We start from the raw sequence: 19,127 nt of genomic DNA on the forward strand, positions 1-19,127 counted from the left end.
CGGGTGGGGGGCGGGCGGGATCATAAGATGTCTGGGACCGGTACTGATCAATGAGGGGAATGACGGTTACGGGAGGGCGGTCGAATCGTTAAGGGACCGTTTGCAGCGATGGAGCGGTAGGTATCTCGAGAATATTGCCTAAATCATATACGAATGCGCCCGCACTTGAAAACAACGATTTCGCAGGAAATTAAAACTTTTCCTAGAAAACGGAGTAATCGCTCAAATTCTTAGAAAACGACCATACGGTCGAAACGACAACAAGGCTTGGACGGACTTGCGCGCCTAGCCAAGCTAAGCACAACTTGCCGGCGAAAGTCCGGTCCGAGTAATAGCAAGCTGCTAGTAGCTACTTTGTTTTCTTGGGACACCGAGCGAGCCGGGCTTCTAATCCAAAACGCGTAAAATGCCGAATTAATATCCAGACACAGGAAAAAGGAGGGAATTAATTGAAACATACGGCAATGCCGCAGCAGCGCCGGCAAGGGGAATCGCATCCGGCACGAGCCCTGGACGCCTCTCGGGGCCAGCAGGCTTCGCAGACCGCCGCGTCCGCGCCGCCTGTGGCCGCATCCTTCGGATCGCAGGCGCAAGCCCTGCTGAAGCTCCAGCAAAGAGGCGGCAATCGGGCCGTCTTGCAGATGCTTCGCGCCAAGGGCGAGATCCCGGCGTCGTCGGCTCCCCCGATTCAGCGAATGCGCATCGTCAAGGATTCGGTTTATCGGGAAGCGCAGGAGACGGATGCGGCGGGAGACGTGGTCGATACCGAGAACCTGAGCGCGCTCGAGCGTCATTCGCTGACCTTGGAGATGACTCTCGAAGGCAACGCCGAGCTGCTCCAGCGCATTCAGCGGGAGTGGGACAAGGACGCGCTAGACGGAGAGGGTAATCTAGAGGAACTGTTCGAGCTAGGAGGTCGGATCGCCGAGCTGCAGAAGAAGAAGCCCGAGGAGCTTGAAGAGTCCGACCGCATAAGCATGAAGGAGATTAGCGCCAAGCTGACGTCCGCGCGGAAGTTCGTCGAACAAAATTCGGCGCATCCGTCCGTGCAGGTGTACAAGGATGTCGTCATCTCGCTATCCCGAGAGCTTGCTAAAGCCGAAGGCCGCAGCCCCGGTGCGAGATCCGAATCGGACGCCGGCTCGGAAGATGGTTTTGAGACACAGCAGGCGCCCGACCATCTGAACCTGAACGTCGGTCCCGACGAACGCCGCAATTATCGGGAAGATATGAAGAAGATGGGCACCTGGGCGGGAGAAGCGGAAGCCGAATTGCTCGCCGACCATCTCCGGGTCAGGGCGCAGGTATACGTCATTGTCCAGGGGCGTTTCCACCGCGTCAATCAGGTCGGAGCCAATCACGCACCCGTCGGCGAACTGGCTTTGGTGCATCTGGGCAACCACTACGAGGTGGTGGACGGCGTTACGGACGGAATGGAGGTCGGCCGGCAGCGCAGGTGGCTGAAGACGAGCAAGACGGGAGACTGCTTGTTCGAATCGTTCCTGCTGATCCGCCACAACGGCAAGCCGATCGACGAGGACAAGAAGCAGCAAGCGATCCTGAAGCTTCGCAAGCGTACGGCAGACAATCTGTCGGACGACGCCATCGACGAGACGATTCACGAGATGCTTGTCTACGGCGACACGGCCGGCACCGGCGGACATACCTCCAAGCTCGTGAGGGAGCGGCGCGACGATGCCGCGTCGAAGCGACAGGAGGACAAGGAGAAGCGCCAGCTGGAAGATGAAAAGGAGAAACAGGTCGCAAAGGTCGATGCTAAGTTTCTGCAGGACAGGCTCGATACGTTCCAGACGCTCGAGGGGCTGTCCGCCTTCGGGTTCGACAAGGCGATCGCGGCTTATCTGAAGGAGCGCGACCAGGACCCGAAGTCAAAGCAGACGTTTGCGGAGTTCCGCAAGCTTAGCAACTTGTTCAAAGAAGCGGCCTTTGCGTTCAAAAAACAAAAGGAACGCGCAGCGTATGAATATCGTCCTTTTGAAAAAGAGGAGGAAGAAAGCTGGAGCGGCGAGCTGGACCGACCGGAGGAGGAAGGGGAGCGGCTTGAGCTTGAGCGCAAGGCACGCGAGCGTACGCTGAGCCGTCGGGACATCAAAAAAACCGTGTCGCCGAACAACGCGAATCAGACGCTGATCGTTCTGAGGGGCGAGGAGGGCGAGTTCGCCCTCGACAAGCTGGGCCAATTGGTTCCCCGCTACTCCCGCCGCAATATCTCGCAGGCGAACCTGGACGAGTTGAACGGCAAGCACTCGGGCGAGAAGGGCATGTATCCGTCGCGGATGAGTCCGGTGCCGGGCGCGGACAGAAGCCAGGTCGCGAGCGGCACCGGCAGCAACAAGATCCGCGCGGAGAGCGACGAGATGCATCATGTCCAAGGACACAAGCCCTCCGACTATTTGTCGGTTACGGCCCAGGACGAGGACGCGCTCAATCCCAAGGGCAAGGCGTTCGATGCGGCGGCCTCTGTCGTCGTCGATCTGTCTTACATCGATCCGGAGAATCTGTCGGCCCTGTACACATCGCAGGGCATGCGCTACTTCCTGCTGGACGGGATGATCGGGGGCGACAAGGGAGAGACGATCGATCTGGCCGTCCGCGAGCAGTCCAAATCCCCGTCCGACGAATCGGACGAGAAGGAAGAACGCAAGGCCGTAGGCAAGAAGAAAAAAGAGAAGAAAGAAGCCAAGCCATCCTCCAATCAGCTCGCGGTCGATCACGACCAGCTGTCGGCCAAGGAATGGCAGGCGCTACTCGACGTCATCCGCACCAAGGAAGTGCTGATCGAAGGCATGATCCCTCCCGAAGCGGTCCGAAAGCTGTAGCGCAAGCGGGATCAAAGCGTCCGGCACGCGGCGAGAGCGGCCTGGCAGCCTAGATTGGGTGCGGGCACGACAATCAGGCTAACAAGCTTAATCGAAATAGCCTCGATCGCAGCTGCGGCCGAGGCTATTTCGGATGACCGCGCCCGCCGTCGCCGGAGCTCGGACTGTAGACAGCGGCGTTAAGCTAATTGGCAGTTTAGCTTAAATAGCTGTGGTAAAATAAGGATTTGGTCCTCCTCGGAGTTGCAAGGTCAAAGTTAAAATACTGAGTAAGGAACGGCTTATTATTGATGATTACTTTAAAATTGCAGATCAGGGTTGGGCAAATTACGGTCAATCATGATTTGTGATGAAATTGGGAGATTGATGCTGATATTTAATCAAACGAGGTGAGCAGTGTTGGAGATTAGAAAGTATGAGTCTGAGTTTCCGCCAATTGATTATTTCATCACTCGTTTCTTAGTCGGCGATAAACGTTTATTTGAACAGGAAACAAAAGTTTCATTACCTACCTTGGTACCTGGTGATGTGATTGATATATTTGGTGAAACTTACATAATCGAAAGTAGGGAATTTGGATTTAACGAGGATGCCTTTTTCACGGTTTACTACATGAGAAAACGCTAATCGAAGTAATGAGGCATTGAGCTATCGGAAAACGATTGTTGAGCGGATAGTGAGGGTTAAGATTTTGGGAATAAAAATTAATTTGACGCATAATGCTAAAAATTTGGTGTTTTTATTGAAAGAGATAGTCAGCAAGAAGAATTCATTCACTCATGAGGATTTTGCTAATTGGTGTATGGTTTACGCAGATAATTTTCGTGAGGTTGATTTTAGTAATCCAGTTGAACAAAGTGCATACGAAGTAGCAGATGACATTGACGCTCAATGGGAATTGTATTTAGTCAACACATATACTTTGGAGCAACTTCAAGGCGATAGGTCAAAAATAACGGTGCCCGATGATTGGTTCAAGGAATGGCTAGTTAAATTGAATTACCGGGGAACGTTACTTTAATTGTACAGCCTGCCGGCGAGACCCGGCGGGCTATTGAGCTAAAGCGCAGGATTGATTAACAAAAGCGGTAGGCAAGAAAGTAGGTAGGGCATTGAAACTAAAAGGAACCATCACGGAACAGGAATACAGAAAGGAATTACAAGCATGGAAAAATCGCTTGTTCAATGATGAATCCATGTGCAGGTTTTTAAGAATTATTAAAGAAAGCTTTCCAGGAATGAAAACAGCATACATTCTATATTGGATACCCGAACAAGGTGAAGATATTATCACTGTCCTGGTGGATACACATTCCGTTATTACGATTGAGCTTGATCGTTTCAATCATCAAATTGACCCTATAATTGAGGTGTATCCTTTTGAAGCGTTACTTAAAGGGCGTAGCAAGAAACACCAAATTAAAATCGCAGTGGCTTTAGATTTGGCAACTAGAGATATGAACTAAGAGAAATGTAAATGAACTAAGACTTCGAAAATGTAGGCTTAGTCTACATTATCATTAAAGTAACGCGGAACGTTCGCTTATTACGAAGCCTGATGCGAAAGGAACGTTATTTGGGTATGGACGAAATTCTTGTAGGAGCTGAACTCTATTGCGTAGCTTTTGTTCGTGATTATGTTCAATTTAGATTTCATTGCGAATCAGAAGATGCACAGTTAAATGCATATGCGTTACCAACGGTAATGGTAAACGGTACGAAGTATAGATTTGGGGATATCGGCTACCGTGATGCTCTGTGTGGGTTAATCGACCAAATCGTAGAGGCAGTTTTTACACGGGAGGGTAAATCGATAAGTATAATGTTTAAAAGCAGTAATGAATTAAGGATCAAACTAAATAATGTGGCCAGTAAACCACTTGTTGAATATGCCCAATTTAATTGCGGGGATGTTGTTCAAGTATGGAATTAGAATTGATATGTCGCTAAACAAACGGGAAACGATAGCTCATTCACGAAGGCAGCCGCAATGGAGTGACCGGTGCCTTTCCATGCTAACTGGCAGGGCAGATGCGTGAAACAAATTTCCTTGTTACGGCGTCCTTAGGGCAGATGGGACGGCAAAGGGGTGGCATCGTATTGAATAAGAAAAAAATCATTTTAGGGATAGCCCTTGCGGTTGCTTTATGTGTGCTTAGTAGTTGTAGGGCTTCTTCTCCTGAAGCTGAAGTAGGAGATTATGTTATTAATAAAGAAGAACAGAAGATTCTCGTGGCGAAGGATATTTCCTCTAATGATGCTGAAAGCCACAACTTTTCTGACTTGAAAAAGAGACATGTTGAAATGGTTTACTATATCGTAGAGGATGCGCAAGTCTACGCTGAAGTGGAGATAGGTGACAAAGTTAAAGTGACCCCTAAAACGAATGACAAAGGCGAATACGTTGTAATGCAGTCTGACCCTCCGCAAATTGTAGCTGGTAAAATAGAGAGGCTGAGCAAGTAGGTGCTACGCTATGGTGAACGATAGCCCAATCATACAAAACGGCAGCAGGTCTAATGATCGGTTGCCGTTTTCATTAAGCTAAATGGCAGATTTGCTAAATACAACGGCAGAAAACAATCACTACCAAGTATCCATTATTTAGAATAAAATGATATAATACACCAATGAATGTTTTATTAAGGAGAGTGGTTATGTGAGTATTATTTCAAGCAAAGCCGGAGCCATTTTTATCCCAGTAAGTAACATTGAAAATGCTCGAGAATGGTATTGTTCTCTTCTTGATCTCGAACCCAAATATGAAATTATCGCAGGCCATCTATGCTGTATACCGTTCGATAACAATGGATTAAACCTTGTTCTCGACAGCAATATCTATGACGAGGAATCCCTCTACAGAAACCCCGCTTTCCATTTCAATACTGATGACATACATAAGGCATACCAATTCCTGCAAGAGCGTAAGGTTGAAATTGTGACCAATATAGAGAATGGGCATTGGTTTAACTTTAGAGATCCTGATGGGAATTTGTTAATGATTTGTCATTGTTAGAGCAATTATCTTTTGTGGTAACGGGAAGCGATAGCAGAACGAGCATCGCGGCAGCCGCTCAGACGATCGGCTGCCGTTTTCATTGAAGTAATCGGCAGATTAGCGTGGTGGCTAACTCAATAAGTGGATTTTAATAATGGTAAGACGAAAAAAGTGGGGACGAAAAATTGGGTGTTAATACAAAGGGGAAAAGAAAGTTCGTTCATGGCGAAAAAAGCTATTTTTGGTATGTCAAAGAGGATGATGAAGACTACGGGCGAATCAAACTTTTTATTGTTTCTGATGATAAAAAGTTTATTGTTTCCTATGAAGTTGGACAGTCCAAACAAGAGCGGATCCCGTTCATCGTAGTTATGGGCTTGGAGTTTGGCGGATTGAAAAATGGTGGTCGTAGCAGTTGGGTAAGAGTACAGACGCCTTTGTGGGATGACGAAGTTATAACGCCGAATCTTGTAAAAAACATAATTGAATGGAGTTTGATGGGTAAAGAAGGTCTCGTTTTCGTGGATTGGAATGGAAATGTTATAGAATGAGGTATTGCCCGAGCATAGCAACCGGTGATTGGCTAATTTCTATATCCGAGTTATCAAAGTAACGTAGAACGATAAGGAGGGATTTTTACGGAAAGAATTTTGAAGGTCTTAAATACAGTTTCTTGGATTATTATTGCTGTGAGTGTACTAAGTATCGCTATGCAATTTCCCAAACTTATTGACAGAATTTATATTATTGCTCAAATGCTAAGCAACGGCTAAGCACTACTACGATTCAACTAACGGGAGACGATAGCGCAATCGAACACAGCGGCAGCAGGTCTTCATGATCGGTTGCCGTTTTCTTTAAGCTAAATGGCAGTTTAGCATGGACAATGTTTCTCAATGGAACCCTTTACGCAAGAACATATATTCGATAAAATCTAGATGTTTCCATAATTGGGGAGGGGATTAAATGACAATGCTAACTCAAAAGAAAATAATGGACTCCAAAAACGGATTAGAATTACAAGACCTACGAAATGAAGAAATACATATGGTGTGCTTTAAAGAGTCTGATTTTCACGGAATAGATATGCGTAATACGAACATCGCACATACGAACTTTGTGAATTCGAGCTGGGAGCATATTTACTTTTCAAATGTCCACGTTAACTATATTCAGATGGGCGGAACTGTTTTTGAAAATGTTATTAGACCTGATGCAGAGAGGAGTCAATTGTCCGAAGAGCCGGGAACTGATGGTTGGGTAAACATTGAACCGGTTGTTTTCAAAAACAGCGATCTAAGCACAGCCAAATTTGAGAATTGCAACCTATCCAATGTGGAGATAACGGATTGTAATATCGAGGGTCTGAGCATTAATGGAATCTTGTTAACCGAACTGTTGGATCATTACAGGAGGAAAACAGCAGTCGATTGAACTAACGGAGAACGTTACTTGAATTAAACAGCCTGCCTGCGTGATTGGGTAGGCTGTTACAACTAACGGGCAGTAGAGCCGAATAAGGAGAAATAAGCAAGTGAGGAAAAGGTCTTCAGTCTATAAGGCTGAGTGGTCGAACACAAGAGAGGAACAGTATAAGCGCGATACCCTTGAAATCGTATTCGGGTTCGGTGATACACTGGAGGTTACTGACAGCATCGTGTGCATAAACCATAATGGTGCTATCACGAAAGTCGCAGAGCCAATTAAGTCGAAAACTTTTTGGTTTGAGACTTGGTTAAAGGTAAAAGAACATTACGGGATATAGACATTGCAATGCATTAAGATTATTCAGCTATCGGGAAACGTTAATTTGAAAAATTTAATTTTAGGGGGCGCCTAATGCAAGATCCACATCTTCATCGATCAAAAGGGAATGAAGAAGAAGTTAGAGAAGATGAAGAAAGGCAAAAAGTAAGCAATTTACAAGGTGAACACAAAAGCATCAAGAATGAACCCTTCCAAACACGGCCAGCTCATTACGAACCGGAGCAGATACCCGAACCGATAGCCCCCCTTCTCGTGGCCACTTCAATCCGGATTCAGTCATGGACGATCAATGGAGAATTTCATCGTATGACCCTGCTTGGCGGAGCGAGTTCTATGCTGTTGGTGCTGTCATCAGGAAGGCATTAAGTTCAATCGCGCTACGTATCGATCATGTGGGATCGACGTCAGTGCCAGGACTCGCGGCCAAGCCAATCGTCGATATTCAAGTGTCGGTACTCAATCGCGACGACGATGCATCGTTCGTCAACCAACTTATTTCAGCCGGGTTCGTGCACAGAGCAGATAATCCAGATAAGACAAAACGTTACTTTCGCGAAACACCAGGTATGCGGCGAGTGCACGTTCATGTTAGAGAGAGCGGTAGTATTGGGGAGCAGCTGACTTTGTTGTTTCGCGATTACTTACGCAATGATGAGGAGAGCCGAACGTGGTACACCGCGGAGAAGCAAAGGCTTTTGGATCTGTATTATCACGATAGGGCAGCTTATGTTGAAGGCAAGGGGCCAATTGTGTGGGACATACTTCAACAGGCGCATAGATGGGCGAAGGAAGTTAACTGGAGGCCAGGTGCATCGGATGCATAGACATATGATTTCACCACGCCGGCCGGTCAACACAGTAGGGTGTCGTCTCGACGCTAACGGGCAGATAAGTTGAATCTCTGTTGGGATGGTTTGATAAAATGGAGTCAGGTTTAGTAATTCACAACAAATCGGCGGAAGTGAATCCTGTGACTATTGAAGAATTTAACGAATTGAAAATGCGTGTTGGTTGGGGAGAAGAATTTATTATTCGTTACAAGGAGTTAGATTTTTGGATTAGCCAAAATAAAGATGGTGTTTATCTAACAAGAAAGAGTGACGGATATACACAGGATTTTCGTGATGCAGAACAGTTATTTCAGGAAGCAACAATTGATAAAAGGTTTATTAAAGATATCTGGAGTGAAATTATTTGGTAAACGTCATTCAACTAACGGAGAACGATAGTTCAATTACTCAGCCTGCCGGTGAGATCGGGCAGGCTTTTTTTCTAACGATCAGGTTAACACCATGGCTGGTCTATTGGCAGAAGTGCACTATTAGGAAGTTTAATAGCTTTTATAACGAATGTTAATACCTAATCCTTCCAGATATGTGATAACCTCTTCTTAAGCCGAGTTTAACTACCTGAATAGGTAATATTGGGGGTCGATAACATGCTTCTCTCCGAACGCTTGCCATTAGCAGCCAGTCTTTATCCTGAGGCACCGGCGCTTATGCGTCACGACTTAACAATGAGTTATGGGGAGCTTCATCACCTTGCTAAGAGCCTCAGTTACGCCCTATATGCCGAGGGTCTTCGGCCAGGCGATCGATTTGCCCTTTTCGGAGATCCTGATCCCAAGCTTGTCTTGGCGTTCTATGCAGCAGTTGAGATCGGAGCCATACCACTCTTGCCATCACCTTTGCTGACTATACCCGAGCTTTCAGCCATATTCCAAGATGCAGAACCGCACATGATTATTCATGACGGCCGCCATGCCGAAACAGTTATCGTCACGTTAAAGCTTCTTGGTTATTGTCCAAAACTGTTCACGACGGACGAAGAAGGTTCAATTTCTAAATCGTTAGACGCTCTGTTACAGCAGGAATCCGCATCCCCTCCAAATGGTGATTCCAATCGAAATGTAGACGATACAGCAATCCTGATTTATACGGGCGGGACGACCGGTCGGCCAAAAGGAGTAATGCACTCACATCGTGGCATGGCTGCTTGGAATCAACTCTCGCCCTCCAAAGGCTTCGGTCACGATCGCGGACGTCGTGTGCTAGTTCTCAACCTAGCGCATCTGGTTGGTCAGTTCCAACTGTGGGCGACCATGGCTGCTGGGGGATGTCTCGTATTTCTGGACGAATACCCAGCGGACGTAAACCGCATTATGGAAGCCGTTGAACGCTATCGGATTACGCAACTCAGCACAGTCGGCCAATTGCTGCGCGATCTGACTCGCGAGGCGCTCGTCTCTGGTAAAACGTTGGAAAGTTTAGTGGTGATTGGTTGCGGCGGGTCCGTTATTTCCCCTGACACACTCCGAGATGCAGTTTCGCAGTTCCCGGGAGCTATAATAGTGAACAACTACTCGCAAGCAGAGTGCGGAATGTCTATAAGCCGCCTCTTTCCCGCCCAGCATATAGACAACCCCGTGCGTCTTCGATCAGTAGGTCGCCCGGTTGACCTTACTGCCCAAGGTGAGCAAGCCTTCGAAGTTCGGATACTAGGTACGGACGGACAAGAAACAATGACGGGTGAAAACGGTGAAATCGTTGTTAGAGGTGCTCAAACCATGCTTGGGTATTGGGGCCAGTTGGACGCCTCCACAAATGAGTCGATGTCCGACGGCTGGGTCCGGACCGGGGATGTCGGTTGCTTAGATGCCGAGGGCTACCTATATGTATTAGATCGTCTTAAAGATATGGTTATCGTAGGAGGCTCCAATGTATTCTGTGCAGAGGTAGAGCAGGTCATCGCGACCCATGAAGCGGTAATTGATGCAGCCGTACTCGGCGTTCCTCTTCCCGATGAAGGCGAGGTGCTGGTGGCTTTCATAGTACTTCAAGGCGGCCGTAGTTTAGATCTTAAACAGTTATGGGCATTCTGCGAGCCACACCTCGCACGACATAAATGGCCAACCCATCTGTATATTCTGGAGGCTCTGCCCCGTACTGCTGTAGATAAAATAGACAAAAAGCAGTTGAGAGGGCGCATTAACCTATCTAGTCTTTTAAGCTAAAGGGCAGTTTAACCGCTATTCAACTATAGGGCAGTGAACTCGAATCTGAGCAATCTATGAGAAACCGCGGAAGGAAAATATGGTAATTTAGGAGGTGGAGGTTGGTACACTTTCAAAACAATAAACAGATAATAATGAGAGGGGGTAATTCATGAATCATCTAATTCGTTTTCAATTGGAGATGTCGCGGAATTGGTACCTCGACATCGCTGAATCATGCCCAGCAGACCTTGCTGATGTTCAATTGGATAAGTTTAATAACACGATTCGTTGGCAGCTTGGGCATATCCTCACAGTGGCCGAGCGGATGTTGTTTCGTGCTCCCTTCCTCACTTCGTCTCTTCCTTCAGCATTCACTGAGTGGTTCGATTCCGGATCCAGGCCTAGCGATTGGTCTGACAATCCGCCTACTTTGAAGGAGCTAATATCGCTGTTGAGAAGGCAACAAGAACGCCTCCTTGCCATTCCAAAAGAGCATTTTGATGTCCGCCTGGATCCTCCGTTCTTCGGTTTCGCAAGCTATGGCGAGTGCGCGGGGTTTGTCATTGTTCATGAGTCCTTCCACGCAGGGAAGATGGAGGAGATGTTGCGTGTAATTAAGCAAAAATCCTGAGTAGTGAGTTTACAACGCAAGACGTAGCTGATAACAAACTTAGTTCCTTTGTCATTCTGATTAGCATCTTCATCTCCGCGCGGTCCAAAGGTTAAAGTATCATTGCTGCGCCCTTATTTTCCTGCGCTGTCGTGCAGCGCCTTCTCGGCTTCAGCGATTGCATGAGCAACGGCTTGCTGCGGATGTTCCAGCATCGCTCCGTGGCCAACGGCCAGCAGCGTAGGCTTCAACTCGAGCAGCTTGCGCGCGGAGCTAACCGACGTTTCCTTGCTCCAGGTTGCCATAGCAGGGAACGGGAACAGCAGTTTCATCCGGCCCGATACCGCCAGGCCGCCTTGTGTCTGAAACGCATCGCCCGCGAGCAGCGCGCCGCTTCGCGTATCATGAAAGGACATCGAGCCGGGCGTGTGACCCGGAGACGAAACGGCGGTCAGCGATCTGATTCTGTCGCCATCGTTCAGCAGCACATCGGGCTTCGTCATGAATTTTCCCGGCTTCGGAACCCTGCCCTTGATCGGCGTCTGATGCTCCTGCGGCTCCAGTGTTGCGTCGCCTTTCAGCAATTTCGCATCCCGTTCCGAAATATAAACCTTCGAGTCCGGAAGCTTGGACTTCAGTCCATCCAAAGCACCAAGATGGTCGTTATGCGCATGGGTCAGCACGATCCGGGTAATGGGTTTGCCGATTTGCGCCGCCGTTTTCATAATGCCTTTCAAGCTATGCGGCAGAGCGGCATCGATCAGCGTTAATTCGTCTTCCTCTTCGACGAAATAACAGCTTACCGGAAAAAAATTCGGCATCATAAACGTGAACTGGTACAGACGGTTATTTCTTGTCACTCTCATGTTCATCTCTCCAGTTTAGTGTAAGACTGAGTTTACCAAGTTAGGGCTGATCACATGAACATTTACGGCGTGGATGGAGTTGTTTTGATATCCTTTAACATTCCATTCAGCCTTCAGCGGTTGAACTTCTCCACGATCGTTCGTCGCCTTGCTCTTAATCGTGTATGGACCCGGTTCTTGTGAATCCCACGCAAAAGACCATCTCCTCCATGAATAGGGAACATCAGGATCAAGTATGTTTGCTTCAGCCCAGAGTGTCCCGCCATCTGTACTAATTTCTACTTTCGTTACAGAATTCTCGCCAGCCCAGGCATACCCTTCGACCAAGTTGGTGCCAACAGCCATCTCTTCCTCTTCTGTAGGAGATGCTATCGTCGAATTGATTAAAACGGGTGATAGCGGTAGTGCATGGTTGTAGTCGTTTTCTTTTTTTAGGATGACATAATCTATACTTTGGAAGGGTCCCTTGAATGGTTGATCGACGACTCTGATCCTATGCAGCCATTTTACAGACGCAATTGCATACCATCCAGGCACAATTAGTCTTATCGGAAAACCGTGTTTATCGGAGAGCGGTTCGCCATTCATTTCATATGCCAATAAAGTATCAGGGTGAAGTGCCTTGGCAACAGGAAGACTTCTTTCAAAAAACACTTGTCCATCCATGTCATTTCGTTGACCATAATCTAATCCTTCAAAAACAATCTCAGTCGCACTTGGGGATACTCCCGCTTGGACTAATACATCCTTCAGTCGAACGCCTCCCCAAATGGCATTGCTTATCGCACCGAGCTTGAATTGGTTACCTTGTGCTTTCTTTTCAAATAACGAACGCTTGTTTCCTGCGCACTCTAGTGTGGCGGACAGCGTGACTTTGTTCATGTTCTTCAAATCTGCATACGTAAATTTAAGGGGTTGACTCACTAATTCTTCAATGGAAAGGTACCAGGTGTTTATATCGATGGCCGGATATTCAAAATGATTTCTTACGTAAAACAATGGATTCGGTGTAATGGTTTGGAGGTTGGTGATCATGGGGAATTCAAGATTTTCAGATGGGAAATAGGAAACCGGAACCAAATGAATGTCGCGCATGAACAAATCCACCTCTTCAGCTAATATGAAAAAGACAGCTCTAGATTTTATTTTTAGCAAAGAGGCGTAATTTTAACCCTTACTTCGGACTGACTTGAAGATGGCTTCTCAAAGAGAGGTCGTCTTTTATTTTGCATTGACACAAATATTAGCGAAGGCTAATATGATGACATATTAACGATTGCTAATACAACTGGAGGCTTCCTTTTGATTACGCCCAATTGCGATGTAAAAGCCAAATTCATGCGTGGATTCAGCGAAAAAACAAGGCTGCAAATACTGGATGCTATTCGTCACGAAGAGAAGACGGTGTCTCAGATCGTCGACGAGCTCAAGGGGAACCAGTCTAATATTTCTCAGCATCTCGCGTGCTTGAAAGGGTGCGGGATCATCGTCAGCCGTCAGGAAGGAAAGTTTATCTACTACAGCTTAAGGAATCACCATATTATTGAGCTGCTGAATGTGTTGGATGTCGTCTTTAACGAAGTAGAACGCGAGGTCGCTGCCTGCGAAAAGAACGATGAGCTCGATGGCTGCACCAGAAAATGAAATACGGAGGTCCTGGAATGAGCAAAGAGATCAAGTTTAAAAAGAGCATCCCTTTGCTGGACGCGAACGCAGCTCCGCCTTGCGAGGATTCGTGCTGCAGCAGTGCAGTAGCGGAGAGAGAGGGGGCTCGGGAGGCTGACGGTTCGGCTCCCGATCCATCGGCCTTCAACTGCGAGTATCTCGTTCAAGGTATGGACTGCTCCGCCTGCGCCGTCACGATTGAGAGAGCCGTCGGCAGAGCGGCTGGCGTCCGCCATGTCCAAGTGAATTACAGCACGGGTAAAATGAAGGTAGCGACGGTATCGCCGGCTGACGGTGATAGGCTGCCTGAGATCGTTAAGAAGCTTGGCTATACGCTGCAGCAGGTTGAGAAGCCCGGGCGGTCCCGTACCTACAAGATAAAGGATGCGGATAAAGCGCCCAAGGACAGATCGGCGACGAATATCATGGCGTGGTCAGGCGTCCTTCTGCTGCTTGGCTTCATTGGTCGTTATACGCAAGCGTCTGATATTCTCATTAACCTACTGTTGGCAGTTTCGATCGTCATTGGGGGCTATAAGCCGGCTAAGAGTGCCTTTTATGCCGTCAAAAGCCGCTCGCTGGACATGAATGTACTGATGACGGTCGCCATACTCGGCGCCGCAGCGATCGGAGAATGGTTGGAAGGGGCGACCGTCGTCTGGCTGTTCGCATGGGGCAATCTGCTTCAGACGAAGTCGATCGACAAGACGCGGAGCTCGATCCGAAGCTTGCTGGACTTGACGCCTCCCGAGGCGAACGTGAAGCGGGGCGCTGATATCGTGCGTTTGCCCGTCGGGGAGGTGTCCGTCGGACAGTTCATCGTCGTCAGACCGGGCGAGAAAATTCCGCTGGACGGCGAGGTCGTGCTAGGAACATCTAGCGTCAATCAAGCTTCGATAACCGGCGAGTCCATACCAGTTGACAAGGAGGCCGGCGATACCGTCTTTGCGGGAACCCTGAATGGGCAGGGTCTGCTGGAAATTCGGGTGACCAAGCTGGCGGAGGATACGACGATCTCCAAAATCATCGAGATGGTAGAGACTGCGCAAGAGCAGAAGGCGCCGACGGAGGCGTTCGCCGATCGTTTTGCGCGAATCTATACGCCCATCGTCTTTATCGCTGCACTGCTGGTGATGGTCGTACCGCCGGTCTTCGGTGTCGGGACTTGGGCCGAGTGGTTCTACAGGGGCTTGGAGCTTCTCGTCATCGCTTGCCCTTGCGCCTTGGTCATCTCCACGCCGGTGGCCGTCGTATCGGCTATCGGGAATGCCGCGAGCAACGGCATTCTCATCAAGGGCGGCGCGCACCTCGAGATGGCGGGTAAAATCTCGGCCATCGCATTCGACAAGACGGGCACGTTAACCGAAGGCAAGCCTAACGTTACCCATGTCCGAGCCTTGCGCGGATTAGAAGACGAACTGTTGTCGATCGCCAGCGCGCTTGAGGCGCACTCCACGCACCCTATAGCAAAGGCGGTCGTCGCGTACGCGCAAGCCAGAGGCATCCCCGCGAAGCAAGGAGGAGCCTTCCGCAATATCGTCGGTAAGGGCGTGGCGGCGGTCATCGATCATACAGCATATTACGCCGGTAATGCTAAGCTATTCGAGGAGCTGCAGGTACCGGTCGGGAGCCTCGCCGGCGAGATCGCATCCCTGCAGGCAAAAGGGAATACAATCGTCCTCATCGGTTCCTCGGAATGGATCCTTGGCTTCGTCGCGGTCGCGGATACGGTGAGGCCGACATCGGTCGGCGCGCTGACTCGACTGCGGCAGGCTGGCGTTCGGCAAGTCGTCATGCTGACCGGCGACAACGAGGGGACGGCGCAGCACATGGCTTCGGTGACAGGGGTCACCCGATACTACGCCGAGCTGATGCCGGAAGATAAGGTGACCGCCATCCAACAGCTTCAGTCGGAGCGATATAAAGTGGCGATGGTGGGAGACGGCATCAACGATGCGCCTGCGTTAGCGACAGCCGATCTAGGCATTGCGATGGGCGGCGCAGGTAACGACACGGCCATGGAGACCGCCGATGTCGTACTGATGGCGGATAACTTGGAGAAGCTGCCTCATCTGGTCCATCTGAGTCGTTCGACCGTCCGAATCGTCAAGCAGAACATCTGGTTCTCGCTTATCGTCAAGGCAGCTGCGCTGACCCTGATTTTTCCGGGCCTGCTGACCCTGTGGATGGCCGTTCTTAGTGACACGGGCGCTGCCATCCTGGTCATCCTGAATAGCATGCGGTTGATGAGGGTTAAGAGATAGGGCCATTCAATTCATTAAGCTAAGGGCAGAGTGCGCAACTTTGCAAGCTGTGGAAGCGTACAACAATTCGTGGGAAAGTATGGATAATGGAGGATGGATTGGAATAGAGGCATCCGATTTACAGAACGATTCTCTAAATTTCCGGATTGAGGAGCTAGGGGAATAAAATGCGTTTCCCAGTTAGAGAACTCTTGTTGAGAAAAATCATAAGTGCAGCAATTGCGACTAGTTTATTCTCCCTTACCTATGCTTGGTTAGAACCTATTCCATTTATCTCCGAAAACATACATGCCATCAGTGCCCGCTCGCACGAAGCATTTCGTATTATTAACGTCTTTATAATATACGCCGCACCTGCTATTTACCTTTATGGAATAACCGCTTCATTAATCAGCGAACTGAGCGCACGTGTAGTTACTCAACGTCTTTGGCTACGTTTGACTGTTTCGACCGTTTTTCATTGCGGCTTTGGGCTTATCTTACTCCCCTTTAGCCTGATTGCAGCCGTTTTCTTCTTAATTGCCGACACCATTCTTATTTTAAAATGGAAGAAGCCAGTCAGCATAAAAATAACGCTCGCGAGTTCTTTGTTGCCCATTGGCTTGTGGGTTCTGAGTATTGCTTACATTCATATTTCAGGATAGATGTTTCCCGGCTGTACGAATGAATCTCGAAATATATAGCCAAGAAGGAAGGCCCCATGCACCTCAGAAGGAGGGTAGGACTTGAAGAGATATATGTTTCATATCGTTACAAGCGTGGTTTGTATTCTATTACCTGTATTTGTTTTTTTATACGGCCTGTGGGATATCCATCAACCCCAAATAGGACCTGTTGGAGACGGAAAACCACGCTATCCCACGATAACTGAATTAATACCCATTGTTTCTTGTTTTATTCTAGGAGTGGTGAATTTACCTCTTGCGATAATGCGATACAGAAAAAATAAAAACACTTATGCAGACAAAAAGAATTAGTTCAGATTAAGCTAAAGTGAGCCGATCCCGAAATCATGCTCGATGGGAGCAGGTTTAGTGATCGGCTGCCGTTTTGAATGAAGGGAACGTTAAATGCAGACTAGAATGGAGTTACAAATGAGAAAATACATAAACTTTGCGTTCACTATTGGTTTTGCTCTTATGATCATTACTGGATGCGGTAAACAGCTTCAACCGACAGAGACATTGTGGTATAGAGATGACGTGGGATTTCACGAAACTAATAACCAAAGTGATATTAAAGTACTAAAGGGACTTGTTGATAATATCGAATGGAAGGGAACTGAACCTGGCTCCCTGACGGGTGCACCTGATTTTGCATTCTGGATTGGACGGAATAAAGATAATGTTAGAATTATACATTGCGATATATGGAAGTTAGATTCTGGACAATGGGGAATAACCAAAACGGGAGAAGAGTTTGACATCCTAAATCGATACTCAGAGATTACAGAAACGCAATTAACTGAATTGCTCGGTGTTATTGGAGTAAATCGTGAAAATATTAGGAGTTTTTGACTTACGAACCGGTCCTACTGTTACCGATGTATTCTGTGGAGGTACCATATGTACCTTATTTAAGCGAATGGTTTTAGAAATTAAAAAATCCGAGCAGATCTTTAGATTAACGGACGACGATACCACAGTCATATACAGCGGCAGCAGGTCTAAAGATCAGCTGCCGCTATCCTTAGTTATAGGATAAAGGGTTATTTAGAAAGGGATGAAATTTTGAATATTAGACTGGTTACTCTAACAGAGGAACTCTTTTGGGATGTTGTTAACTTAAAGTCCGATCCAGAACAAGAAAAGAATATTCAGATATTTGAGAGATGGGTAGGTTCTAATGCGTTTTTTATTGGGGCTTGTCATGTGTACGGTTTTACACCAAAAGCTATCTATGATAACGAAACGTTAATTGGATTTACCTGTTATGGCTATAGAAGAGAGCATGGTCGATATGAGCTAGTAAGTATGATGTTGGGTCATCAATTTCATGGAAGAGGTTACGGTGTACCGATGCTTAAAGCTATTATCAATGAAATGGTAGAAGTATTTTCTTGCAAAGAAATATATTTAAGCGTAATCCATGACAATGCACGGGCTATCGGTATTTGTGAAAAAGTAGGTTTTAGACCAACTGGTGATATTGAAAAAGGCTTTCATGATGAACCGATATATTGTTTGAAGTTGAACTAAAGGGTGAACGCTAGCTCACTAAGAATATGAAGGCAGCCGCCACTGCTGCCTTCTCCGCGCTAACGGGCAGCATTTTTAAAACGCAACAAATCCGATTATCAATGCGGGGTAATATGGAGGGGGTTTCTATGCGATGAAAAGGATACATACATATATCATAATCGTATTATCAATGTGCTGCGCAATATTTCTTTTTAAATTTATTGAATCTCAAGATCAGAGAAGAGATCTTGAAAATTCAATTGATGTCGCGTATAAACAGCAGCTAAGTAATGTACTTGGAAGTTTCAGTATGCAGGTAAATGAATATACATATAGATCAATGATTTCGAGTGTTTATAGTGCGTTAGAGATGTCGGAATTAACCTCATATGATAAAGTTAATGATGACTTAGATATTGGTTTACATTACCTCTATATCTCATTGCGAGAGGAAAAATCCAAAGAAAAAGTCTTAGCACGAACTGAAGAATTACACGACATTTTTTTTATGATGGTGCAAGATCCGACCAGTAAAGAAGCGACTGATAAATTAATTCAGATAGCAGATGAAACGTTCTTTAAAGTCCCAGATTAATTATAGAAATTATGCATTCTACGGACAGCGATTTTTCAAAAAAAGCAAAGATACTTCCAGTGACTTTTGTCATCATTGCACGGAAATAAGTCTAACTGATTAGAAACTTTTCATTTAACTAACGGTGAACGATAGCCCAATCATACAAAACGGCAGCAGGTTCTAATGATGAATTGATTCACGTGTTTAATCACTGCGAATACGGATGGGGGCTATTGATGTGAAGGCAATTGATAAACTCCTATTACTGATATTAGCCGTTTCGGTCGTCGTTTCTATTGTAGGTTATGTACAACTCAATAATTCAGTTTTGTGGGGGAATCAGAAGTTAGGCAACTATATAAGGG

General features: G+C 47.2%; 21 protein-coding genes. 19 read left to right on the plus strand and 2 right to left on the minus strand.

The window, feature by feature from the left end; genetic code table 11:
- Positions 1-449 precede the first annotated feature (449 nt).
- From PQG80_RS28080 to PQG80_RS28140, 13 genes are all read left to right on the plus strand, one after another.
- A complete protein-coding gene (locus PQG80_RS28080) occupies positions 450-2,840 on the plus strand; it encodes an OTU domain-containing protein (RefSeq protein WP_271755146.1) in 2,391 nt (796 codons plus the stop codon).
- A 399-nt stretch (positions 2,841-3,239) separates the two neighbouring features.
- Positions 3,240-3,467, plus strand: coding sequence for a hypothetical protein (locus PQG80_RS28085; protein WP_271755147.1), 228 nt, complete (start codon positions 3,240-3,242; stop codon positions 3,465-3,467).
- A 16-nt stretch (positions 3,468-3,483) separates the two neighbouring features.
- On the plus strand, positions 3,484-3,861 hold the full coding sequence (locus PQG80_RS28090; protein ID WP_271755148.1) for a hypothetical protein: 378 nt from the start codon (positions 3,484-3,486) through the stop codon (positions 3,859-3,861).
- A gap of 91 nt (positions 3,862-3,952) precedes the next feature.
- Positions 3,953-4,306, plus strand: a complete 354-nt coding sequence (locus PQG80_RS28095; protein ID WP_271755149.1) for a hypothetical protein — start codon at positions 3,953-3,955, stop codon at positions 4,304-4,306.
- Between the two features lie 116 nt (positions 4,307-4,422).
- The gene (locus PQG80_RS28100) at positions 4,423-4,773 is read left to right on the plus strand and encodes a hypothetical protein (protein WP_271755151.1); all 351 of its coding nucleotides are present in this window, start codon (positions 4,423-4,425) and stop codon (positions 4,771-4,773) included.
- Positions 4,774-4,940: 167 nt separating this feature from the next.
- Positions 4,941-5,306 (plus strand): DUF3221 domain-containing protein, encoded by a 366-nt coding sequence (locus tag PQG80_RS28105; protein ID WP_271755152.1) that lies wholly within the window; start codon positions 4,941-4,943, stop codon positions 5,304-5,306.
- Between the two features lie 193 nt (positions 5,307-5,499).
- Positions 5,500-5,856, plus strand: a complete 357-nt coding sequence (locus PQG80_RS28110) for a VOC family protein (protein WP_271755153.1) — start codon at positions 5,500-5,502, stop codon at positions 5,854-5,856.
- Positions 5,857-6,023: 167 nt separating this feature from the next.
- A complete protein-coding gene (locus PQG80_RS28115) occupies positions 6,024-6,389 on the plus strand; it encodes a hypothetical protein (protein ID WP_271755154.1) in 366 nt (121 codons plus the stop codon).
- Between the two features lie 415 nt (positions 6,390-6,804).
- Positions 6,805-7,272 carry a pentapeptide repeat-containing protein gene (locus PQG80_RS28120; RefSeq protein WP_271755155.1) on the plus strand — a complete coding sequence of 156 codons (468 nt, stop codon included), beginning with the start codon at positions 6,805-6,807 and terminating at the stop codon, positions 7,270-7,272.
- Between the two features lie 611 nt (positions 7,273-7,883).
- Positions 7,884-8,429 (plus strand): GrpB family protein, encoded by a 546-nt coding sequence (locus PQG80_RS28125; protein WP_271755156.1) that lies wholly within the window; start codon positions 7,884-7,886, stop codon positions 8,427-8,429.
- Positions 8,430-8,527: 98 nt separating this feature from the next.
- Positions 8,528-8,806: a hypothetical protein gene (locus PQG80_RS28130; protein WP_271755157.1), complete on the plus strand. Its 279-nt coding sequence runs from the start codon at positions 8,528-8,530 to the stop codon at positions 8,804-8,806.
- A 237-nt stretch (positions 8,807-9,043) separates the two neighbouring features.
- Entirely contained in the window at positions 9,044-10,618 is a 1,575-nt protein-coding gene (locus PQG80_RS28135) for a class I adenylate-forming enzyme family protein (RefSeq protein WP_271755158.1), read from the plus strand.
- A gap of 151 nt (positions 10,619-10,769) precedes the next feature.
- Positions 10,770-11,231 carry a DinB family protein gene (locus PQG80_RS28140; RefSeq protein ID WP_271755159.1) on the plus strand — a complete coding sequence of 154 codons (462 nt, stop codon included), beginning with the start codon at positions 10,770-10,772 and terminating at the stop codon, positions 11,229-11,231.
- A gap of 113 nt (positions 11,232-11,344) precedes the next feature.
- Here the strand turns inward: PQG80_RS28140 and PQG80_RS28145 are convergent, their stop codons facing one another.
- Positions 11,345-12,076 carry an MBL fold metallo-hydrolase gene (locus tag PQG80_RS28145; RefSeq protein WP_271755160.1) on the minus strand — a complete coding sequence of 244 codons (732 nt, stop codon included), beginning with the start codon at positions 12,074-12,076 and terminating at the stop codon, positions 11,345-11,347.
- A gap of 15 nt (positions 12,077-12,091) precedes the next feature.
- Complete coding sequence (locus tag PQG80_RS28150; RefSeq protein ID WP_271755161.1) at positions 12,092-13,171, minus strand: sulfite oxidase; 1,080 nt, start codon at positions 13,169-13,171, stop codon at positions 12,092-12,094.
- Positions 13,172-13,414: 243 nt separating this feature from the next.
- Between PQG80_RS28150 and PQG80_RS28155 the strand changes: the two genes are divergently transcribed.
- The 6 genes from PQG80_RS28155 (at position 13,415) to PQG80_RS28180 (ending at position 18,780) form a co-directional block, all read left to right on the plus strand.
- Complete coding sequence (locus tag PQG80_RS28155; RefSeq protein ID WP_271755168.1) at positions 13,415-13,720, plus strand: ArsR/SmtB family transcription factor; 306 nt, start codon at positions 13,415-13,417, stop codon at positions 13,718-13,720.
- Positions 13,721-13,737: 17 nt separating this feature from the next.
- Positions 13,738-16,005, plus strand: a complete 2,268-nt coding sequence (locus PQG80_RS28160; RefSeq protein WP_271755162.1) for a heavy metal translocating P-type ATPase — start codon at positions 13,738-13,740, stop codon at positions 16,003-16,005.
- Between the two features lie 167 nt (positions 16,006-16,172).
- Entirely contained in the window at positions 16,173-16,649 is a 477-nt protein-coding gene (locus PQG80_RS28165; RefSeq protein ID WP_271755164.1) for a hypothetical protein, read from the plus strand.
- 450 nt (positions 16,650-17,099) lie between these two features.
- Entirely contained in the window at positions 17,100-17,522 is a 423-nt protein-coding gene (locus tag PQG80_RS28170; RefSeq protein WP_271755165.1) for a hypothetical protein, read from the plus strand.
- Positions 17,523-17,735: 213 nt separating this feature from the next.
- Positions 17,736-18,203, plus strand: a complete 468-nt coding sequence (locus tag PQG80_RS28175) for a GNAT family N-acetyltransferase (RefSeq protein ID WP_271755166.1) — start codon at positions 17,736-17,738, stop codon at positions 18,201-18,203.
- Positions 18,204-18,336: 133 nt separating this feature from the next.
- Positions 18,337-18,780: a hypothetical protein gene (locus tag PQG80_RS28180; RefSeq protein ID WP_271755167.1), complete on the plus strand. Its 444-nt coding sequence runs from the start codon at positions 18,337-18,339 to the stop codon at positions 18,778-18,780.
- The last annotated feature ends 347 nt before the right edge of the window (positions 18,781-19,127 follow it).

Origin of the sequence: Cohnella rhizoplanae (genome assembly GCF_948329515.1) — a bacterium.
Lineage (GTDB): Bacteria > Bacillota > Bacilli > Paenibacillales > Paenibacillaceae > Cohnella > Cohnella rhizoplanae.